Source organism: Shewanella sp. SM73 (genome assembly GCF_025653795.1).
Lineage (GTDB): Bacteria > Pseudomonadota > Gammaproteobacteria > Enterobacterales > Shewanellaceae > Shewanella > Shewanella oncorhynchi.
This window is the reverse complement of sequence record NZ_JAKKRY010000001.1, coordinates 435,909-458,269: the sequence shown is the minus strand read 5'-3', so window position 1 is coordinate 458,269 and position 22,361 is coordinate 435,909. Positions and strand designations below refer to the sequence as shown.

Sequence of the window (22,361 nt, the reverse complement as noted above, 5' to 3'; positions counted from 1 at the left end):
AAAGGCAGCAACCTTATCGGATTGCTGCCTTTTTCTATTACGGGCTTTCTCTATTATGAGAGGCGACGTTATTCCATCGTCAGTAATAAGACAACGGGCGCCATAACAACGGCATCAGACTCTAACGCTTTAGCAGCAAAATGCGCTTCTAAGCGAGCACCATTTGCAGGTATTCCTGCAAATGCTTTGGGCGGAATACTAAATGAAGTCGTGATCACTTTCCCTGCCGCCAATTGGCTATCACGTAATGCTTGGGTAAACATCATATCATCCGACCAAGCCCACAGACGTTTGCCCTCTTGCGTTACCAACCACAAATCCGCCGTCATCCCAGAGTTATAACGTAGGCCGACAGCATAGGTTTGTGGATTTGTCACAGTCAATGTCGCCTTAACCGACTGCTTAAAATCGATAAAAGGTTCTAGAGTTAATTCGCCGCGAAGCAGGCCTTGTGTCTTTTCTGCCATCACAGGTTCAGCCTTTAATGTCGGAGTGCTTTTAAGCCCAGAAACATCGAGCGCCAGATCGGCAGCGCGAATAATCTCAGGCTGAACGGCCGCGGCTGTTGTAGTCTCACCCTTGGTTGACTGACTCGTGTCAGCGGCTTCGGGCGCCGAGCACCCAACAAGTTGCCCGCCGACAAAAGCACTCGCGCAAACAAGTAATGCGTAACGCGTTGAAGCAACCATTAAAAACCGCCTAGTTTTTTCAATAAGGAGTCTTTTAATTTTTCCTTAGCTTTGTCGGTTTCTTCCTTTAGCTGATTATTCAGTAAGGCTTTAGTATCCAAAGCATATTCAGGTTTTTGGAAAGTGCCTGTAATCGCCAACGGAATGTCAACTCCAGCCAGCGCATCTTTGTCGCTACCACCCTGACCCTTCAATGAATTCACTAGGCTAGCGGTTAGTCTGTAGTCCAAGGCTTCAGTCAATAAATTCGCAGTGCCTTTACCATCCAAACGCAGTAAAGGCGAAGACAAGGCAAGATCTGGATTCGTGGCAACGCCATTATCCAACGAGAAACTGCCCGTCAGACTCGAGAAGTCAGTTTTGCGCTCCGCCTTCGTTTCTGGCGATAAGTCGCCCTTTAACTTAGCTTGTGCGCTGCGGATCATCTGTGGAATATTTACCCCGTACAGAGCACCGTCATTAATATCAAAATGACCATTCGCTAACAGGTTTTTCTTTAACTGCTCAGGGATCAAACTCTTACCTTTCCCCTTCACATCAAAGTTGGCTGTACCGGCCAATAAATCCACATCCGCCGCATCTTTCAGCAAAGGACGAATTTGTACGCCCGTCACTTTTTTATCAAATTGATAACTCGCCACTGCTTGACGAGCATCAACCTGAGCGCTCACCAGCAACTGACCTTGATATAAATCCGCATTCAGCTTCGTCAGATCTAACACGCCATTTTTAATGCCCACATCCATTAACCAATTTTGAGTCGACAGATTCGCGACCTTAATAGACTTAACAGTCAACTTGAGTTTTACATCAAGCTGCTTAAGGGCAGAGAGATCAGGCTCAACTGCCTGAGAGTTTGCTGCTGGCGCTTGTTCAGCGGTGGCGGTGGCCTCTGTTTTAGGTAACAGTGTATCTAAATCAATATCGCCGACTTGAAAATCAGCATTAATTTGTGGAATTTTCGTACCATAATTCACACCCACTTTACCCGTAGCGGTAATGCTCGCCGCGGTAAGCTGCGCAATATCGACGGACAATTGCTGTTTATCAAGGGCGATTTGAGTTACTAAGCTGACAGATGTTTCGAGTTTCTTGTTCGGAATACTCTCACCTTCCACCACAGTATCAATTTTCAGCCCATTGATAACGAGTTGTTTAAAGTCTCTACTGAGTTTTAGTTCACCTTTAGCTTCGCTACTTACCGTCATATCCGGCATAGTTGCACTGAATTCAAAGGCGATAGGCGCAAATTTATCTAAGGAGAACTCACCTAAGGTGAAGCTACTTAAGGTAAAGACTTGAGTCTGCTTATTAGCTTCGTCAATCATATTAATTTGGGTATTGGTGATAGAAATGCCACCAATATTAATGTCGTTAAGTTTGGCATTCAATGAAGATTCGGCAGCAGCTGGAGACGCTGTTTTTGGGCTATTATCGCCGCTCAACCCATCGAAACTGTTAGTGCCATTTTTACGGGTGACTAAATTGATCGTTGCGCCATCAAGACTCAATTCTGCAATTTCAATTTTCTGACTAAACAACGGCATGAGCGCCACTTCAGCAACGGCTTTTTTGACTTCTAACATAGCCTTAGGCGTAAAACCTTCAGGGTTAGATAAAGACACCCCCCCTAAATTAATACCTATGACAGGGAAAAATGTCCAAGATAAATCGTCAGTAATGACTAATTCACGACCCGTTTGTTTTTTTACGGCATCGACTATTTCAGGTTTAAAATCATTAGGGTCGAAAAAGACAGTGAGATAAACGGTGACTAAAAGAATGAGCGTCACCATTAAGGCTAAGAGCCACTTAATGAATTTCATATAAATATCCTTATCAAAAACAACTTGAATTTATAGCAACTAATGCATTTAGAAATGTTAATTTAAAAATGCAAAGTTCAACATTTCATCACTTACTGCAATACCATTTTCATCGGCATAGAGCATCATACCGGGCTTAACCGTCACGCCCCCCATATCGACAGCCACATTAATTTGGCCTTGACCTAACTTTTCGGTTTTTATCGGCATAGCCCCTAAGGCAAAGACACCTAAGCTGAAAGTATTTAATCTCGCCACATCGCGAACACAACCATTAATCACTATCCCTTGCCAACCATTATCTAAGGCGCTCTGCGCTATGAGGTCACCTAATAGTGCGCGGCGCAGAGAACCGCCGCCATCGACAACGAGCACTTTTCCATGCCCATCCTGTGCAAGTATCTCTTTTACCTTTGAATTATCCTCGAAGCACTTTACTGTGACTATCTCGCCCCAGAAGAGCCGTTTACCACCAAAGGGTTTAAATGCAAGGGGAAGTAACTGTAATTTAGACGGATAGTGGTCGAATAAATCTGGTAGTAGATCAAGCATTTGAATCTCCATGATAGTCTATAACTTTAGACTACTCATAATTGTAGACCCCGACAAGGTCAAAGCAAAAATCAGCGGAATTTTTTATTTCATTTTAACGTGCAAAGGCTTGGTGTATATTGGCATAAGCATTATAATCTGCGATAGTTAACGTCCTATGACACTCTTTAAAGTTTCATAAATTTGTTCCCACACCTCTTTGTTATAAAGCGAAAACCAAATGACAACTGATCTTGATTTACAGAGCGCAATCGCAGCTCTTGATGAGTATGGATATGATAAGAAAGTCTCAACGGATCTTGAGCAAGCACGTAACAAGCAACAAATGGGTAAATATATTAAATCTCTCGACTATAGTTTACGTCGATTATTGATATTACAAGAAACCGTTAATGAGTTAGTGGAAGAAAAGAAACATCAATTAGCTCAGCAAGAGAATATTCAAACCTACAAAACAAAAATCATTAACTTGTCGAGAGAATTTAACATTTCTTACGATGAAGTATTAGCGCTGATGGCATCATCTAAATCTAAGAAGTAAGTTTATCGCCATTGTGCTCTATCACCACGCAGTTAAATTGTTTGATTAACATCTGCATATGCCATATAACGAAATATATACTTTTTCGGTTATATGGCAGAATTTTCGGCTTTTCATTATTCGCACAGTGTTAACGATTTCATTTCATAAGTAACAATGCCAACTTATTTTAAGCTCACACTATACCTGTCTAGCGATTTTGCATAAAAAAGCAGAGCCTGAGCTCTGCTGATTTATATCAATATGCGAACTTATTTGCTCTGCATTAATTGGCGAATATATTTCACTGGTGCACTACCATAACTCAAGAATGTTTCGTGGAAGGTTTTAAGGTCAAAATCTTTACCTTGCGATTTTTTGTATTCTTCACGGAAATCATAGATTTCTCGATAACCTGAATAGTAACTCGTCAGTTGCACTTGACTAAGTGTCGCACGGCGCCACTTACCTTCGGCTTCAGCTTGCTGTTGGAAGGCTTCATTCATCATCAGGGCAATAGCTTGGTCTTCAGTCATGCCTTTCACATGAATGCTGTAATCCAAAATAGTGTTACAGATAACACGTAAATTCCACTTGTAGTACATCAACCACATTTCAGGCTCAAAATTGCCATAGCCTTCTTCTAACATCATACGCTCGGTATAAACCGCCCAACCTTCGACCATCGCGCCATTACCAAATAAACTTTTCACTAAACTCGGAGATTGATTAGAGTAAACGAGTTGAGTGTAGTGCCCTGGGATAGCTTCATGAATATTGAGGATTTGCAGGATCCAGTGATTATATTCACGCAAGTAACTCTCGGCGGACTCATCACTCATGCCATCGAGCGGCGTCACGTTATAATAAGTATTGCCTGACTTCTCATAGGGTCCAGGAGCACTAATTGACGCACCGGCATAACCACGCATATATTCGGGCGTTTCACGGACAACGAGTGGCTTTTTTGGATCTAATGTGACTAGTTTTTTCTTATTTACAAATTCAATCAGCTCTGGAATTTGCTTACGCACTTCATTCACGAATTCATCGCGCTGAACATGCTGAGTCGATAATTTATCGATTAATTGGCGAATGGCGAGCTTACTATCAGCAGGCTTTGGCGTAGTAAAATATTTAGGCCATAACTTATCGGTAATTTTGGCCATTTCTCCTTGAACACGATCTTTATCGGCGACGGCTTTTTGATATAGCTGTTTCGCCGTCATCCCCGCTTGGATATCAAAGGCAAATTTTTGCTCGTATAACGCCTCGCCAATTCTAAAACTACGTGCCCCATCTTTTTTAAGTTGAACCACTAATTTGTCTAACCAAGCGATATGGCCATTAATCGCGGCAGTTGCTGCATCGAAACGCGTTTTAAATAACGCTTTTTCCGCATCAGTCAGACCAGAGTCGGCGACCTGTTTTAATAAGTCATCGGAAAAAACCGAAAATGCACCTTGATTCTGCAGCACTGCTAACTCAGTGTGCTCCAATGTTGGTTTGCTAATGTTCGCCTGCGCAGCAGCATAATAAGCTGGCACATTTTCTAAACGCGCTAATACCGAACGTAATCTGTCATCTAATGGAGCGAAATTTTCATTGATGATTTGGGCAAAACCACCCGATACGTTGTAGCTTGAAGGATCCCACTGCCAAGATTTAAAACTGTCAATTTCCCATGCCATGCTACCGAGTAAATTGTCGATCAGATGGTAATCAATCAGTTCATTCGGCGTCAGCGACTTTTGCTCGAACTGAGTCAATTGCGCTTGTTGAGCTTTCACAAACGCTAAGGTTTTTGCTCGACCTGCTGCATCGGGGATTTCAAGGTAACCATCGTTAACATGCTTGCCACTGTATAAAGCCCAAGTCGGTGACAATTCCCACAATGAATCAATAAAGGATGCTGAAAATTGTTCAAATGACGGGGCTTTAACTTCAGCCGCAACCACAGGCTTAGTTTGACTGGTATGGGATTGACAACCAGCAAGGCTGGCCAGCGATAGCACTATCGCAAGGGAAATAGCATTTTTTTTCATTATTATGGGTCCTTTGTTGAGATTTATCAGGCATACAAAAATTACCTCAGTTAATCATATTGTCCCAATAATTGCAGCTATGTTAGCCATGAATACATGTGTGGTTACAAAATTGTAAGTTCTCAATATTTTGCCGCCTATCATTCGCCTATTCGACGTATAAGCCCCTCTTTACCAAACACACACAAATAATGATAATCGCCTATTCTGTTTCACCTCCTGCTATAATATCGCCCTGCTCCACTGTTCATGCTTTAGCGTAACAGTTTGCTTATACATTATTGACCTGACCCTTTACCTGAGACATTCAATGCCATTTTCCAAACTTGGATTAAGCGATCCGATTTTAAGAGCCATTACTGAGCTCGGCTATTCACAACCTACTCCGATCCAAGAAAAAGCCATTCCGGTGATCTTGAAAGGCAAAAACCTGCTTGCTGGCGCGCAAACAGGTACAGGTAAAACCGCCAGTTTTGTGTTGCCAATACTGCAAATGTTCGCCGACATGCCGAAAATCCGTGCTAAACGCGTTCGTGCATTAATCTTAACGCCAACCCGCGAATTGGCCGTTCAGGTAGAAGATAATATTGCCAAGTACGCAAAATACCTGCCGCTGACGTCTATGGCCATGTATGGTGGCGTGGATGCCGCACCGCAGAAACAACGTCTTATTGAAGGCGTCGATATTCTAGTGGCAACACCCGGTAGATTACTCGATATGTACACCCAAAGAGCGATTCATTTCGATGAAATCTCAGTATTAGTCCTAGATGAAGCCGATAGAATGCTCGATATGGGATTTATCGAAGACATCAATAAGATCATCGAACGTCTGCCAACAGAACGCCAAAATCTGTTGTTTTCTGCAACCTTATCTAAGCAAGTGCGCTTTTTAGCGAAAACAGCGGTTGAAAACCCTGTCGAAATTGAAATTGCCCGCGACAGCGCAAATGCACCGCAAATCGACCAATGGTTGATCACTGTCGATAAAGATAAAAAGTCGGCCCTGTTAAGCAAACTCATCACTGAACAAGCGTGGAAACAGGCACTGATCTTTATCCAGACGAAACAAGGCGCCGCCAAACTGGTTAGCCAACTCGAAAAACGTGGCATTGCCGCCGAAGCCATTCACAGCGGTCGCAGCCAAGCGGTACGCGAGCAATTATTAGTGGATTTCAAATCTGGCAAACTACGCTTTTTAGTCGCGACTGGCGTTGCTTCCCGCGGTATCGATATCGACGCCCTCACCCGTGTGGTCAATTATGATTTGCCCGATGAAGCCGATGATTATATTCACCGTATTGGCCGAACCGGTCGTGCTGGCGCCTGCGGCGAAGCCATCTCCTTTGTTTCTAAAGATGATTTTAGGAATCTATGTGCTATCGAGCGCCGTCTAGGTCACCTCATAGTGCGTAAAGAAATTGAAGGCTTTGTGCCGAACAAAGAAGTGCCTGTGTCTATTCTCGATTTTGTGCCCAAAAATACTACGCCAAAAACCTTTAAAGCCCGGGCACCTGAGGCCAGATACTCGCGCCCCGCGAAAGAAGGCTCCTTTGAAACCGCCCATGCGAAAAAGCATCGCAGCGCGAAATCAAAGCCAGAGGTTAAAGCCAATGTAACACGGCCGCAATCTATTCAGACTGACAATGATAACGATACAACGGGTCGCAGCGCGCCCTTTAATCCGTGGAATAGCGGCCCTAAAACTAAGTAATGACTCAGTACAAGTCGTGACTTATTAGATATAAAAACTCATTAAGATAGAAGATATTAGCATGATTACATTTAGCACCAATCTAGGCGACATCACTATAGAACTCGATTTTGAACATGCGCCTGTCAGTTCAAAAAACTTTGTCCGCTATTGTGAAGAAGGCTTCTTTGAACACACGATTTTTCACCGAGTGATCAAAGGCTTTATGATCCAAGGCGGCGGGTTTACCGCAAAAATGAAGGAAAAACCGACCCACGAGCCTATCGTTAACGAAGCCAACAAAGGCCTAAGTAACACCATAGGCACAATCGCTATGGCTCGCACCGATGCGCCTCACTCGGCCACCGCGCAATTCTTCATCAACACAGCCAATAATGACTTTTTAGACCATACTGCCACCACCAATAACGGTTGGGGCTACGCGGTATTTGGTAAGGTTACGGCGGGAATGGACATTATCCAGCAGATTGAGAAAGTCAAAACCACCACGGTCGCTGGCCACGAAGACGTGCCCCGTGAACCTATCGTCATCGAGAAAGTAACGATTAATATCCAAAGTTAATTTTTAAAACAATAATACTTTTTCGTTAATATGATTAATCGCGCAGTTTTAATTGAGCGATTAATCATTTCCCCAAAGTTATTTAGTTAACTTTCCCGTACTATTCAACGCAAATTCATTTTATATAAACCTAAAAACACTAAATCCCCAATACAAAATCACTTAGTATAAAATCAACTGATGGATTATTTAAGCGTTGCCATTATTGACTTAAGACTACTACATATAAAATTAACCTCACAATATAGACCTCTTTCAAACAATGTTATTCATCATAAAAGCTGAAAAACAGCAGCACATACCTGACATCAATATCTTATACTAGCCGCACAAGTTGATAATATTAAAACAATACACCAACCATAATCCTTATGGTAAAAAGAGGCTTAACTTGCCATCTGATATAGATAAAAAAACCATATCTGTATCTATTATCATTTCTTGCTAATGCTTATTATCCCTATTTATTTTTAAGCCAGAATCATTACTACCTTAAGCAGCGAATCCTATTCAGATAAGCAGAGAAAGCTTGCTATAGTGATCAGAAAATGATGTTTCTATTGGATTCTAATAAGCTATATCGTAACTTCTGTGCCTTTGTTGATGAAACCAGAACTCTCATGACAAAACTTTTGACTAGAGATAGCGTCTAAGCATTTAGGGAATTTATTTTGAATAATAGAAAAGGTAGTCTGTTTATGGTTGCTGCGATGGCAGCATTTTCTATTGAAGACATGCTGATCAAATCCGCAGCAGAAACCACCTCTATCGGCCTCATTTTAGCGCTATTTGGCCTAGGTGGAATGTTGATTTTTATACTGTTAACCTGGCGAAAGGGTGAAACTGTGCTTCATCCTGCAGTCTTGTCTACCCCCATATTAGTACGTGCACTATGTGAAATCGTCGGCCGATTCTGTTTTGCTTTAGCCATCACGTTAACGCCACTCTCAAGTGCATCCGCTATTTTGCAAGCCACACCTTTAATCGCCATGCTTGGCGCGGCATTGTTGTTCGGTGAACAAGTGGGTCATAAGAGATGGCTTGCAGTATTGATTGGTTTTATGGGCGTGCTGATGATCATTCGTCCAGGACTTGATGGTTTTGAGGCCACATCTTTATTCGCCGTTATCGCTACCTTAGGTTTTGCAGGACGCGATTTAGCAACACGCGCAGCTTCTCCCGTGTTATCTAATATGCAGCTTGGAGTGTATGGTTTTTTTGTGTTGATTCCTACAGGCTTAGCGATACTGATTTACCAAAATGAAGCAATACAGTTTAGTGCTACCGCAGCAATACAGATAATTGGAGCAATCGTCTTTGGTGTAATGGCTTATAATGCGCTGACAATCGCTATGCGCACTGGAGATGTATCGGTAGTAAGCCCCTTTCGTTATACACGTTTACTCTTTGCCTTAGCTTTAGGAATATTTATATTTGGAGAATCCCCAGATTTGCTGACTATTCTGGGAAGCCTACTCATAGTATTAAGTGGCGGCTATACCTTAGTTCAAGCGCGTAAAAGAATGACGACGAATAACATACCTAATGCGGCAAAAACCTAAGGACTCACTAAGAATGGCTAATCGTATCTCTGAAATGATGGGTTTTAGTGAGGAGAATAACGGACTAGAACACCCTGAATTGGTCCTAAATAGGTCAAAAAGCAGCAAAGGGAACCAGTAATACACTGATTCCCTTTGCTTTAATTTGGCGAGAGAGGGAGTCGAACTGAATGCGTAAAACATTGAAAAGCATCACTAATAAAGACACACCCCAGGGTTGCATTACTTTTTGCATTACTTCCGATTTTTGATAATTTCTTCAATTAGACCAATGACTTACCCTGGAAATCCGACTCCTCAATTTCAGGTTAAAATAACGACATAAGCAATTGTATTTAATGGTTTTTATCTTTATTCCGAAAAGTCAACAGAAATTCACCACAAATAACGTTAGTCGTCATTTTTAAACAATATTCGCACATCTGTGACTTATTTTGATAGCTTCAATGCCTAGATAAGACATCGTTTCAGTAACGACTTTATCACTAACAGGCAAGCGTTAAGCTTAAGAAACAATCCCAAACGGAAAAATTAAGCAGCCTCTGGACGGCCTAAACCTGACACAGAATTATGAACAGCCTCTCTTTATTTGACCCAATACACTTAAGCCACTATACCTGTTCGCCTAGCTGTTATACCACAGGATAGCATGCATCTCCCCAAAGTGTTTCAGGATGAGTCATCATGATTTCTATAATCAATGGAACAAGCTTGCTGAGTAAACTAGCGGAATCTTTAAGTTGCTTGCGATTAACAGAGCTATTCCATGTTGCGCCACCATGGATTAATTGGTTGCGCATGGTATAAAGACGATTAAAAATCACACCGAGCAAGATAGGAGTATTACCACTCGACAAGGCGTGACTCGCCATCTTTTTACCTTGTTGAAGCCGCTCTTTCCATTTGTCTTCAGTTATTTTACCGCTATGAAAATCCCAAAAACTTTGTAGCACAAACGGGGTATCAAGTAAGATACGGATACTGCCTGAAAATTCCCGCCAAACTAACTGATCTATCTGTTTTTGTTTATCTAACTCGCACAGCTTCTCTAAAAAACCTTTAAAAGATTCTTGTTCTGACAACTTAAATCGTTCATCAATCTCAGTGGCATAAGCCGCGTTAAATGCTATCCAGAGAAAGATAAAATGGCCATCGTCATCATCCGCCATTTCAGCTCGTTGCAACCAGCTTAACGCTCGATGAACTCGCAAGTTGAGATTGGTCGGTGACTGTTCACGTAATATCCTTTGTTGATTTTTTAGCTGTGCGAAATCCATTGCTATTGATCCTTAACGATCTTTGCCTCATTGGTAGGCTTATTTATGATCCAATTTGGTCATAAATAAGCCGTAACATGTCGAATTAACGATTTTAACTAAACACACCTTTACGAGGTTATCAATCCCGTTTCAAGATCCAGTTTCTTACGACTAATAATGTCTGATTCAAGCTCAGCCTCTTCGTTTACAGCTGCTAACTCCACAATACAGGGATGAATTGCACGGACAAAAAGTTTCGTACCAGGCGGCGCAGCTGGGAAATCAACTCTGTGGATCAATAACTCAGGATCCCCTTCTTGCATACCCACTTTAGCTTTCGGACTCACGCTGTAACACAGCTTAAAAACCTGTTGAGGCATACTCCCCAGCAATTGCCACTGTTGATAATCGCTAGTGGGTGCTAATTGCGGCGTAAATTGTCCACGACGAATACCACCCAAATAATAGCGAAATGGCGCTTCATCATGGCTTTCTGTTCTAATCTTATTGATAAGTTTTACTTTCTCACCAGGGCAAAGTCGCAGCAAACCGAGTGCAACCCCTGTTTTAGCCGTTGGTGCATGCAAATTATCTTGGTTTACCGCCAAAGGAGGATGGATAACTAATGTTGGAGTTCTGTCTTGAAACACCTCTGTAAGCAATGCGTTCCATTCATCACTTTCATTCTCAACCAACGCGGTAATATGCCTTGATCGGCTACCATTCCCCGCCAACAGTAAATGTATAGGTCGTGAACCGAATTGTTCAACCACATGCTCCAATTCTACTAAAAAAGCGCGTAAGCCTTCTTTGATTCGATTAAATAACAAGGCATCTAGCTTTTGAGCATCAAAACTAATCTCACTCTTAACTTTCTGCCCATCCATATTAAGCAAATCTATGGAAGCTTGAGACTCAAGTTGGCTATCAGCATTCTCCATAAATGGACGTAATTTTGTTCCGAGTAATACAGAGTTAGTTTGCGCCGCTTGAGTTTGTTGAACAAAAACTTCATCACCGCTAAAGGATTTGCCATCAAGGGGCCGAGTAAAGGGGATCTTATGTTCACGACAAATGTCTAAATTGTCTTTAAAGGTCTCATATACAAGATGTTCAAGTAAGTTTTCGCCACCTAAAAAATTATCCCCAGATGAATGAAGCGATTCAAATACTTGCTCATAGCCTTCGTCTTCCTCGGCAACTGTTGCCCAGCGCCAGAGGCCAAAGTCAAAATCAGTGGTGCCACCGCCAAAATCAAATACCGCATAAGCAACCCCCTCATCGGTTAACTTAGGCTTGATGCTAGGGTTGTCGCGATAAACCTCGGCACTCGTATCTACTGCGTCATGAGAGGCTAAATGGTGTAACGCCGCAGCGGCATAAGCTGCCGGCTCTGATGCCAGTTCTTTAACCTCAAAGTCCCGAAAAACCTCAGTTTGGGCAACTAACGTACTTGGCAAGCTACGCTGTAAGCCTCGGCGGAAACTGGCAAGGATTTTATCTTTAGTGGCGCGCTCATATTTTGCTGGAAAAGTCAGGTGGTATTTAAGATACAAGCCACGCTCACGCCAGTTGATGGTCATCCCTAAATACCAAGCATATAGCTCGACCGGATCAAAGGGATCTGTTGTGCTGACCTCCATCGCCTGACCACGCACAGGGTTTCGTTCAGTTAATGACGCGAGGGTCAATTCATAGCCTTGGTAGTCAGTTAACCGCAGTTGCTGCTTATCTGAACGCATAGCCCACTGCTTAATCCGCGGTAAAATTCTGGCAAGTACGCCAGTATCGCCAGGGTTATTTCTAAAGCTTTCCTGTGCCTCGTGGGAGGTATGTAACCAGTTCCAATCAAGCTCTGGCCGGTAAGTTTGGCGTTGCCAGATTGCCCTGAAGCGCTCAAAATCCAATAGTTCTAATACTGTGGGGTTTTCATAGTGACTGGCTTCAGGTTGCTGATAAAAATCACGCACGCCAATGCGCAGTAACTGCCTGGCACCATGTTGGTCGCAATAGGCAACCACAGTGCTGCTAGTACCAAAATCGATGGCCACATTGTGCAATTTAACATCCTGCTTGGGATTACGAGCCACCAACTTAAGCTTAGCCAGTGCCTCGGGGTCACAGTCCCACAATTCCCATAAGCCTTTATTAAGGTCGGCTAACCTCGCCTTTTCTAATTGAGGTAAACGGCAAGGTCGCCAATCTAAGCCATTCAGTTTATTAATCGGGCTCGCTAAACATTGATTTTGATTAACGCCGCGTAAATCAACCCCCTGTTCATTGAGGGTGATAAGTAATTGTTCGGGGTTTAGCTCTTCCCAACTGTTGTCAACCGAAGACAGTACCGTCTTCTGTTTATCGGCAGATAGTAATTGGCATTGATGTTCAATGATAAACATGACTATTTGAACAAAACTAAGGGATTTCCAGGCGGAATTGCACGCATATAAATTCCGATTAGGGTTCTCCAGTACTGTATTATTCCAATTCTCAAGGTTAATTGCTCGCTCTTGAGTATGCCAGCAAAGTGAATTCAACAACTTAACTCCAGATAAGTTTGGGTTAGCCTTATTCTGAGCAAAAAATTTAAAGACATTTATTCCAGGTACATTCCAACCATCTATCCCAAGAATACTCAATTTTGTCGCTTCTATCTTAAGAAAAGTTAAGCTTCCATTTATACAATCATCAGAGGGTCCCGTTGACCACAATAGCCGTTGCTGGACATCAAAGGTCGCGTTATGACCTTGTCTGTCCTTTATCAGAACAAAAGCATTAGCAGCAAAAAACTGTTGATAAGCAACAATTGGCGGATGTTTTAGGCCCGTCTGGGTATCGAATAGTCCACAAGGTTCGTTACTGCCAAGGGGGCAAATATGCCAAAACCGCTCGGTTGCTAAAGATTCAGTGAAATCGGCCAGCTCATCGTTAAAATGTTGAATAAAATTTGTGGCTGTTTTAGGGCTCGATTTACCACACACACCACCGCTGGAATGATTCGAGTTAGTTTCTTGCTGCTGTGAATGCTGTTTAGGTTGGTGTTGAGTCATATTGCTATTATCCGTATTAGAATCTAGCAGTTAACGCTCTTAAGAGACTGTAGCATTGCATTAAATAAAGCGAATGTTTCGGCCAAATGCAGTTATGAGCGTCTGTCTGCTATATCAAAATCGCTAGGGTGTGGTGATAACTAAGGCTTTTTTAAGTAATCGCCCCGCATGATCTCTTATCCCAGGAAGTACCACCGCCTTTATTGTTTCTCCCATGGGTGGGCTGAATGCTGCGCGCTGCTGCTGGTTAAAATCAAAACTCTGTCCCGTTTTTGACTCAAAGAGCTGAAAGGGCTTTTGCTGCCAGTTGTAGTTATGCCAGCCAAGTGCAGTCGCAAGCAATTGGACCTCGCCTTGGCTGGCGGATCTATTTTGCTGTTCGCAGCGATCTTTCAGTAAGTCCCATAAGCGTTTTACACTATCGAGTTGGGACATTACCGCAACTGTGCGGATAAAATCTGTACTTGAAGGCTCGCCGCCGGTTGCATTAAGACCCAAATCGGCACTTAAGCTTAAATCTTGCCTGAGTATATTTTGCACCGGATGAATTAATGCTTGGGAGGCAGCCGTTAACGCTTGTTGGGCTTGTTGATATTGAGTTTCTAACTGCTTTAGTTTTGCTGTAGCCGACGTTAACGCATTTTCTAGTGTGAGATTTTTATTCTGCTGCTCGTTAAGCACCGACTGCAGTTGTTGCAACTGCTGCTCGAGTTGGCTATTTGCCCCGCACGCCTGAGATAACTGATGCTCAAGGGCATGCAGATCCATCAAGGCAGTTGACACACTGTGCACCACTGTTAAGGAGGTATCTGCGACTACAGTGCTATTAGCAGTAAAGCTGCTGCCAGCATCAATATTAGCGGATGTGTTGCTATGTGTCTGGTGGGCAAGCTGCTGAATAAGACTTTTTAGGGGCGCAAAATGCAACAGCAGCATTTTTAAATCAAACACGCTTAACTTCGTGCTGCCTGAGAATAAGCTTTTGTCCTCTTTAGCCCAGTTGTGACTGAGTTCATCTAATCGCTTTTGCTCATCGGAGGTTAAGTAAGTTGATGTGTTTTCTGCTTGGTGATTAGGCATGCTTTTTCGCCTCTAGTTGCTCTATCTGACTACGCATTTCAGGGCGCGGCGTTAATTGCTGCCGCTGCGGTAATTCTGAAACAAAACCGACAATTTGGCGCTGATTGTCTATTGGCAGTTTTTTAAATTGTCGCTGCAGCTGGTAGAGAGTTTCTGGACTCGGTTCAGGGTAAGGGTTTGCTATTGTAAAGGGCTCTATCCGTCCGGCTAATAAAGCAAGCTCTGTCCCGCCGATGACGGTAAATACCCGTGGAAATAATGCAGGCAGATAACTCATCAACTGCTCTGTATCTACACGACGTAGTATTGCATTTTGAGCCACTAACCGTTCATTCTCCCTTATGATTTGCTCTCTCTCCAGCTGAAGTTGCTGTGTTAGTAGTGCTTCATGCTCGCGATGAGTCGCCGCCTGTAGCCGTTGCCGCTCAGTGGTGTCAGCAGCAAGCAACATGGGCAGGAGCGACTCAGCGACCAAGCCTCTTTTTGGTAGCTCGGCATTAACAGTGAAAGCACAACGTTTGGCTAACTGCTCATAGGACAAAATCTGCCAACCACGCTTAGACAATTGAACTAGCAACTTAGGTAGTGCAGCCTCGAGGATCGACTGACTTTTTGCATCGTAAATCAGATGCAACGGATAATGTTTCCAAAGAAGTAAATCTATTTCGGCAAGCGCTTCGGATAGCTTCTCCCTTTTAGTGCAAGCTATCCATTGCTTTTCATCCTCGATTGGGAGTTCAACTGGAACTTGATTAGCGCTGAGCGCCCAAGCGGCAAGGTGGTCTTGTACCAAAACAATGACCACTGATGTTATCTGGCTGAATTGATTAGATGTCATAGGCTTATTTTTTTATTCTTGATTGTGGAGCTGGTGAGCTGGAGTTAACATTGCCTTTGTCATCAGAGGCTTCAAGGTCAAATTGCTGAAGCTTAGCAACGGTTTCATCAAAATCAGTAAAGAATTCTTCTGCTTGAGTTTCAGGTTTGTCAGATGTATGTAACTGACTAGTCGCTGAGCTAAAAAATCCCATGTTTTATTCCTTGTCGATATTGTCAACACTGTCATTTATGCTGTGCCAGTTATCTTTGGCCTGTTCGAGGGCTGTAAATAGCTCTTGCTTGCTCTCAATACCGCTCGTGCTGGCCAATGTTTCTGCCATGCTGTCAGCCATGCGATAAGCATCGCCCGCACTGAGTTTACGTTCAAGATAGCCAAAAATATCACCGCTTAACTTGCCTTGCTGAAGTAGCGAATCCATTCGACTTACCGTAAAAAATTCGGGGTTTGCCACCGGTAAAAGCCAGATAGCAGACAATGAGCCAGGTGCTGCCTCAAACTTTTGTTCTAATCCAAAGGAGCCTACGCCAAGCCCTACAACGAGCCTTTCGACATCATTGCGATTTTTGGCTTTATCAGGATCAATTTCAAAGTTACGCAGTGTTTCAACGTAATCGTCAAAATCATCAAACTTTTCAGGTGTGATCCCCTCCTGTGCGGCTTGCAGCGCGCGCTCCCCCAGCTGCTTAACGTCTTCGTCTGGCTTTAAAATCCCTACTGCTTGTAAAAAGTTGTTCGCAAACTGTCCGAGTGCCTCGCCAAGTTTGGGTAAATGAGTCGCGATAGTGCTTAGCACAGGACCTAAACCACTGGCAAACGAACTCAACGCACTGCCAATACTGCTGCAGACAGAACTAATGGCTGTGCTACAAAAGCTTAAAAATCCCATAATGACGCTCCTATTAATTAAAATTTTTGATATTGAGATAATTGGTCATAAACACTACCAATATGAGAACAGCTAAATCTTGCCTTGTTGAGTTGATTTACCACCTCGGTAGCTGTACTGCTCGTTAATGTTTTCAGCATGGTTGACAGGCCCACACTCCAGGATGCTAAGTCAGTCGCAGGCAAAGGCCACATCGCACTTGTTGTCGATTTGGTTCGCAGGGTGGGATGACAATCTTGCATCAATGCCAGTAGCTGCGCCGCTAAAGGCTCAGCGGGCAATGGGAAATGTGCCACTTCGCTCCAGCGCGCTTGATTGAAAGGATTTTGCACGGCAATGGGCTGCCATTTCACTAGCCAAAGTATCAAGGCCTCAGAAAGTTTCAGTTGCTTTAACTCGGTTATATTCGACGTCCTCAAATCTGATGGGATTATTTCTAATAATATATTCAATGCCTTGCGGCCAGTGCGCACGAAATCAGCAAAAGATAATTTATGTTCTTCTTGGGTAAGCCAGCCAAGGTGAGTAAGAGTAGGATAATATCTGGATCTCTCTTGCCAGAGCTGATTGACTGCCAGTTGGTCGATATCTTCCTCGGATAATGGATCACCATCGGTTTGCGCGAGATCTGCGCGAATAGCCCCATGGGCTGGTCCATGCCATCCGCCACAAAAAATAACCGCCTCACCTGTAGCTAAATTAGGTAAATAATCGCGCTGTGCTTCATCCATCATCATGGCTTCGCCCATAGCGCGCCTATCGTCCTCAGCAAATAAACGATGCACAATTTTGATATGGGTATTCTTAATCACATCCGCCACTAACTTGGCTGGAATTTGATCTGCAATGATCAATCCTTCACCGTATTTGCGCACCTCTGCAAGTAAGTCAGCAAAAGCGTCAACGGCCATTGCGCGAGCTTTATCGCCTGGCTCTGGTTTCGCCAACAAACGATGAGCTTCTTCTATCAATGTTAAATGGCGAAATGAACTGTCTTTTCCATGTCGATAGCGTATGGCTTCACTCACCGCGCCCAACAACAGCGCCATCATTAGCGCCTTACCTTCGCCATCTTTAATTTCTTCTAATTCAATAACTACCTTGTTATCGAGTAGCGCATCAACATCCAGCGATTGTGGAACATTGAGAATATCCCCGAGTACACCATGAGTAAGACTGGTCAAACGTGATACCAGAGAGCCGCGATATTTTTCTTCGAACTCTTTACCCATCCCTTGCTCAGGGATTAACTTATCAAGCTGACGGATCATATCTCCCATGGTTGGCCAAACCCGCGCCTCAGGGGCAAAAGGATCATCACAGCAAAAACACGTGTTATCCGTTAAGTCCCAGCCCTTTTCCTCGTAGGCACACACAATCGCTTGCTCAACCAAAAAGGGCATAGAGGCTTCCATCGGAAAAATCGCAGCAAAAACATTACGTAAAAATGATGCGTGACTGCGAATATGTTGCTTCGAATGCACCAATGCGAATGGATTGAGCCGTAAACTACGGTGTTGATCACCATTAGGACGATAATACGCCACCTGATTAGGCATATGTTGATGTAAGGCTCGGTACTCGGTTTTGGCGGGTTCAATCACTAAAAAGGGTAATGCCGATTCGATTAGCAAATTAAGGCAAGTGGTGGTTTTACCCGCTCCAGTGACCCCAGTGACAAAGGTATGTTTATTAAAATCAGCCTTGTTGAGGTTGATTAAATTAGTGTGTTGCTTACGGCCTCTATCTATTACCGTTCCCAAATTGAGTGCTGTTGCATCCGTAACTTTGGGTAAATCAACAATGAACTCTACTGTTTTACGTCGGCGCAATCCCGGTAATTCATGCCGTGGTAATCCTGCAACCATCGCTAATTCATCACAGGTCAATAATGTGGCGAACTGTGATTCATGACTGCTAGTGATACTGTGAAACAATGAGTTTCTATAGTTAAGTGATTGCTTTAATGTTGGTAACTGTAATAGTTGTGCGGCAGAGGTTTCATTCAGATCAACGACTTCGAGTGGGCTGACAGTGATTTCTCCCCCTTGATAGGTGGAACAAACTGTATTTTTTAAACGGCGATAACTGGATCGCGTATCCGCCGCAAGGTAAATGGCTGTGCCAAATAAGCCTTTAGTTACGCCCTTTTGCAACCTAGGGATAAGGGATTTTTCAATATGATCGAGCAGATGCTGGGCGCGCTTATCGGTCACTTCTTTAGTTAAACCAATATTGCTCCCAGCAGAGCGATTTAGATTATAGGTCTCGTTAACACTCGTTGAGTGGCTAGCTCCTTTGGTATCAGCAACACTGGTATTGGTTCCCCAATTTTTGCCTTGAGTATCGCCACTAGAGGTTCCTGACGAGTGATTGGATGATGAATTGTCATTGGAGCTCTTTCCAATATTTTTACTCTGCGAAACACCGTCATTTTTACCGCGAGTATCGGTGCGCCCAGTATTGGTACTATCCGATGTCCCCTCGCTGAAACTATTGCCTTTTTGCTCATTGTTATTACTACCCGCTTGAACACTGGTTTTCACCTGAATGGATAGTTCGCTTGCCAGTTCATAGGCATCATCTAGATAAACTCTTGCATCTTTACGAGTTAAAGGTTGCGTCACCACAACCATTTGCCAATTAGCAGAATTGATACTGTCTGAATCACTGCCGCTGCCTGAAAGTAGAGTTCTAACAAGCCTTTCAATACCTTGATAGTCTTCTTCGTTACTGTCTTGATCTTGACTCTTTCCTGTTGGAATACCAAGTACAACACCTTTATGCTTACTTGCTTGCAGACGCGCCATCAAGGGCTCAATGCCTTCTAGCTTAGAAAGATTAATCCCTGGCAATTGGCCCTCAAGCGCCCCGCGTAAATTTTTAAGTGACTCATGCCCAGGTCCATCTATTGCAGAGGTTAGCTGATTAACCCCAAAATAAAGGGCAACCCCTTCCAAACTAACATCAAGCAAATAGATAAACTGAATTTGCTCTTCATGCTCCAATGCTGCATAAACATTAGCCAAAGCCAGCCTATATGCGCTTGGATTTTCATCATTAATTTCTTCTACACGTAACAGTTTTAACGATGAACTGGGTAAGGATAATGGCAGTTGGGCAAAATGAGGGGTGGGCATGCAGGCTATGTGCTGCAAAATATTGCTGCGACCCACAACAGAATCAGAAAATTTGGTGATGATTTCTTGGGACATGCAACAATCCTTATCACAGAGCCAGAAATATAGACTGCGTCAATCCCTGACAAAAATTAAAAGTAATGATTACCTTACGAAGAGATTGGTCAATTTCGATAAACCAGCCTCAACCACAGTTGCAGGGCGTTTTTCAAGCGCCCCACCACACTTAGGACATACATCAAACAAGTTGTGGCCAAGCGTAATGGCATCACTTTTGAACACCATAGTTTTTTGCCAGTGGCAATTCGAACAAATAAATGTGGTGCAAGGGGGTGGAACAGGCATGGTAATCCTTACGCAAGCTTGAATGTGACACATGCTACACGATAAGACTCAACCTTTTCTACTCACTAAGATCATATTTTTAATAAATATTTGCACTATAAATTAAAACGTTTCCATCTTTGCTGCATATACATTTTTCAGCACTACACTGTAACCACATTGAGGTAACACAAACACATTACCTAACCATCGATCTCATTCGCTTTGGCTATCACCTCTTTTTGCTTTTGGATCGCCTCTTCGATAACTTTTTCAAAAAAATCACTTTTCTCCCTAGATGATGCGTTACGCACAAAATCAGAGAAAGCGGTCGATTTGACCTTGCGACGCTTGATAATCATTAATACCTCCCAAAATCTGCAACAACTTAGATAACTGTTATGACATGAAAAAATTTCAACAGTTAAACACTTGTAATTATGCAATAATTTTAATAATTATATCTTAAACCCATAATTTATTCATTATTTTTCACGAATAACTGCTTTGTGCATCAGCCAGTATCAAAGGTGTCTTTTAGCGGTAATTAAAGCCGATAGTGTTGTAATTCAAGACTCGTGTTACTTTCCTTGAAGGTAACCTCAGCCTGACTCTAGCACTTAATCTGTGGCAAACATCCCCAGTCTGTTGTGTACTGCGGGGTAAGTAGTTCGCGGCGCATGGCCCATTTTTGCTCAATGCCTTGGGCGGCGAGGAATAAGGTATCGCTACCATAGCGGTGGTTAACACTATCGAGGGTGCGCATTAGCTGAGGATTAGCGGAGGGTGCATTGAATAGGTCAAACTGGCGGTGTTTCTCGCTGACTAAATCTAACAAGCCAACACCGATTTTATAGTAGCGCACGCCTTGTCGAAATAACTTAGGGGCGGCGACACTCATAGCACGGGTCAGCTCAGCACTGCAATTTGTGGCACATGGAAAGTTAACTAATGTTTTAGCGCCTGTTGGCTGCTCATCATAGGGAGAATTATTGGCGAACAGCAGCATGGTTTTACATAACGAACCTTGCCTTCTGGCTTTGGCGGCAGCAATGCCAATATGCTTACTTAAGGCTTGGTGGAGTTGTTGGTAATCGGTGATGCGTTCACCCACACTGCGAGTCGAGAAGATTTGCTTTTTATCTGCCCTTGCCTCATCCCATTGTTTACATGCTTGGCCGTTGAGTTCTCTTACGGTGCGTTCAATCTCGATATTAAATTGTTTGCGGGCGAGTCCTGCCGGCATTCTTGCCAGATCATAAGCAGTATTAATTTCCATTAGTGCCAGCTTTTTACTGATGCGGCGACCAATCCCCCATACCTCGCCCACGTCTACCGACTTTAAAATAGCGAGTCGGTCTGGCTCATTATTTATTACGCAAACACCGTTATAACCGGGTAATTTTTTGGCGGCGTGATTTGCCAGCTTGGCCAGCGTTAAGGTAGCACCTATACCAACACATACGGGTAAGCGGGCTTCTTTCCACACTGCACGGCGAATTAACTGCCCTTGTTCAAATAACGACTTGATTGCGGGGCAATGCTTAAAAGATAAAAAACTCTCGTCAATGGAATACACATGCTGCTCTGGAGCAAAGCGGCCGATAATACTCATCATCTTGGTGGATAGATCGGCATAGAGTTCATAATTGCTTGAGCAGGCAATTACCCCTAATTTTTGGCACTGGTCCTTAAATTCAAAGTAAGGTGCAAACTTGGGGATCCCCAACTCCTTAGCCTGACGATTAGCCGCCACAATACAACCGTCATTATTGCTAAGGATAATGATAGGTTTGCCGCGCCAGTCAGGGCGAAACACCTGCTCGGCGCTGCAATAAAAGCTGTTGGCATCGACTAAAGCAAACATTTTAGATTAGCGAGTGTTGGATTTTGTCGATGAAAACGAATTGAACTCACGACTACGCCTTCGATGTTAAAGGTATCGTAATCATGGATTGGTTTAGGTTGAAACTGCTCATTTGCGGATAGCAGTAAGCGGCGAGTTTTATCGATAATTTTACACACAAACTCGCCGTTATAATTGGCAACAATCACATCACCATCACGGGCCGTTTCATGGCGATCCACTATCAACAAGTCACCAAAATAAATGCCAACGCCCTGCATTGAATCCCCCCGAGCAAACCCCATAAAGGTCGCGTTTGGATGAATAATCAGGAGTTGATCTAAACTCAGGCCAAGCTGGCGATACTCTTCTGCAGGGCTTTCAAACCCTGTGAGCCCTGCACTTGCATAGATTGGTATGATACGCATAACTAACACCACTGGTTAAATATACAGTTATTTTAGC

18 protein-coding genes are annotated in these 22,361 nt (G+C 43.3%); 4 read left to right on the top strand and 14 right to left on the bottom strand.

The window, feature by feature from the left end; genetic code table 11:
* Positions 1–68 precede the first annotated feature (68 nt).
* Genes L5M51_RS02035 through L5M51_RS02025 form a run of 3 tightly spaced genes read right to left on the bottom strand, consistent with a single transcriptional unit; the run spans position 69 to position 3,067 of the window.
* Entirely contained in the window at positions 69–689 is a 621-nt protein-coding gene (locus tag L5M51_RS02035) for a BsuPI-related putative proteinase inhibitor (RefSeq protein WP_263171361.1), read from the bottom strand.
* Positions 689–2,515, bottom strand: a complete 1,827-nt coding sequence (locus L5M51_RS02030; RefSeq protein ID WP_263171359.1) for an AsmA family protein — start codon at positions 2,513–2,515, stop codon at positions 689–691. Before L5M51_RS02030 ends, L5M51_RS02035 begins: the two co-directional genes overlap by 1 nt.
* Before the next feature lie 57 nt (positions 2,516–2,572).
* A complete protein-coding gene (locus L5M51_RS02025) occupies positions 2,573–3,067 on the bottom strand; it encodes a putative 4-hydroxy-4-methyl-2-oxoglutarate aldolase (RefSeq protein WP_028760092.1) in 495 nt (164 codons plus the stop codon).
* A 220-nt stretch (positions 3,068–3,287) separates the two neighbouring features.
* On the opposite strand from L5M51_RS02025, the gene L5M51_RS02020 reads away from it, so the two are divergent.
* On the top strand, positions 3,288–3,608 hold the full coding sequence (locus tag L5M51_RS02020; protein ID WP_028760093.1) for a hypothetical protein: 321 nt from the start codon (positions 3,288–3,290) through the stop codon (positions 3,606–3,608).
* A 251-nt stretch (positions 3,609–3,859) separates the two neighbouring features.
* Here the strand turns inward: L5M51_RS02020 and L5M51_RS02015 are convergent, their stop codons facing one another.
* Positions 3,860–5,632 carry a DUF885 domain-containing protein gene (locus L5M51_RS02015; protein WP_263171356.1) on the bottom strand — a complete coding sequence of 591 codons (1,773 nt, stop codon included), beginning with the start codon at positions 5,630–5,632 and terminating at the stop codon, positions 3,860–3,862.
* 310 nt (positions 5,633–5,942) lie between these two features.
* Between L5M51_RS02015 and L5M51_RS02010 the strand changes: the two genes are divergently transcribed.
* The 3 genes from L5M51_RS02010 (at position 5,943) to L5M51_RS02000 (ending at position 9,470) form a co-directional block, all read left to right on the top strand.
* Positions 5,943–7,346 carry a DEAD/DEAH box helicase gene (locus L5M51_RS02010; RefSeq protein ID WP_263171352.1) on the top strand — a complete coding sequence of 468 codons (1,404 nt, stop codon included), beginning with the start codon at positions 5,943–5,945 and terminating at the stop codon, positions 7,344–7,346.
* Between the two features lie 61 nt (positions 7,347–7,407).
* On the top strand, positions 7,408–7,908 hold the full coding sequence (locus L5M51_RS02005; protein WP_105252328.1) for a peptidylprolyl isomerase: 501 nt from the start codon (positions 7,408–7,410) through the stop codon (positions 7,906–7,908).
* Between the two features lie 671 nt (positions 7,909–8,579).
* Positions 8,580–9,470, top strand: a complete 891-nt coding sequence (locus L5M51_RS02000; RefSeq protein WP_242068414.1) for a DMT family transporter — start codon at positions 8,580–8,582, stop codon at positions 9,468–9,470.
* Positions 9,471–10,102: 632 nt separating this feature from the next.
* Here L5M51_RS02000 and L5M51_RS01995 read toward each other — a convergent pair.
* The 10 genes from L5M51_RS01995 to L5M51_RS01950 form a co-directional block, all read right to left on the bottom strand.
* Positions 10,103–10,747: a HEPN domain-containing protein gene (locus L5M51_RS01995; RefSeq protein ID WP_263171349.1), complete on the bottom strand. Its 645-nt coding sequence runs from the start codon at positions 10,745–10,747 to the stop codon at positions 10,103–10,105.
* A gap of 110 nt (positions 10,748–10,857) precedes the next feature.
* Positions 10,858–13,779: a hypothetical protein gene (locus L5M51_RS01990; protein WP_263171345.1), complete on the bottom strand. Its 2,922-nt coding sequence runs from the start codon at positions 13,777–13,779 to the stop codon at positions 10,858–10,860.
* A 123-nt stretch (positions 13,780–13,902) separates the two neighbouring features.
* Positions 13,903–14,859 (bottom strand): hypothetical protein, encoded by a 957-nt coding sequence (locus tag L5M51_RS01985; RefSeq protein ID WP_263171343.1) that lies wholly within the window; start codon positions 14,857–14,859, stop codon positions 13,903–13,905.
* The gene (locus L5M51_RS01980; RefSeq protein ID WP_263171340.1) at positions 14,852–15,697 is read right to left on the bottom strand and encodes a hypothetical protein; all 846 of its coding nucleotides are present in this window, start codon (positions 15,695–15,697) and stop codon (positions 14,852–14,854) included. The genes L5M51_RS01985 and L5M51_RS01980 overlap by 8 nt, the downstream gene beginning before the upstream one ends.
* Before the next feature lie 4 nt (positions 15,698–15,701).
* Positions 15,702–15,890, bottom strand: a complete 189-nt coding sequence (locus tag L5M51_RS01975) for a hypothetical protein (RefSeq protein ID WP_263171337.1) — start codon at positions 15,888–15,890, stop codon at positions 15,702–15,704.
* 3 nt (positions 15,891–15,893) lie between these two features.
* Positions 15,894–16,586 (bottom strand): hypothetical protein, encoded by a 693-nt coding sequence (locus tag L5M51_RS01970; protein ID WP_263171335.1) that lies wholly within the window; start codon positions 16,584–16,586, stop codon positions 15,894–15,896.
* A gap of 17 nt (positions 16,587–16,603) precedes the next feature.
* Positions 16,604–19,801, bottom strand: coding sequence for an ATP-binding protein (locus L5M51_RS01965; RefSeq protein ID WP_263171332.1), 3,198 nt, complete (start codon positions 19,799–19,801; stop codon positions 16,604–16,606).
* Positions 19,802–20,253: 452 nt separating this feature from the next.
* Positions 20,254–20,412: a hypothetical protein gene (locus L5M51_RS01960; protein WP_199908802.1), complete on the bottom strand. Its 159-nt coding sequence runs from the start codon at positions 20,410–20,412 to the stop codon at positions 20,254–20,256.
* Between the two features lie 251 nt (positions 20,413–20,663).
* Positions 20,664–21,917 (bottom strand): Y-family DNA polymerase, encoded by a 1,254-nt coding sequence (locus L5M51_RS01955; RefSeq protein ID WP_263171329.1) that lies wholly within the window; start codon positions 21,915–21,917, stop codon positions 20,664–20,666.
* Positions 21,905–22,324, bottom strand: coding sequence for a LexA family protein (locus tag L5M51_RS01950; protein ID WP_107947314.1), 420 nt, complete (start codon positions 22,322–22,324; stop codon positions 21,905–21,907). Before L5M51_RS01950 ends, L5M51_RS01955 begins: the two co-directional genes overlap by 13 nt.
* Positions 22,325–22,361: the final 37 nt, after the last annotated feature.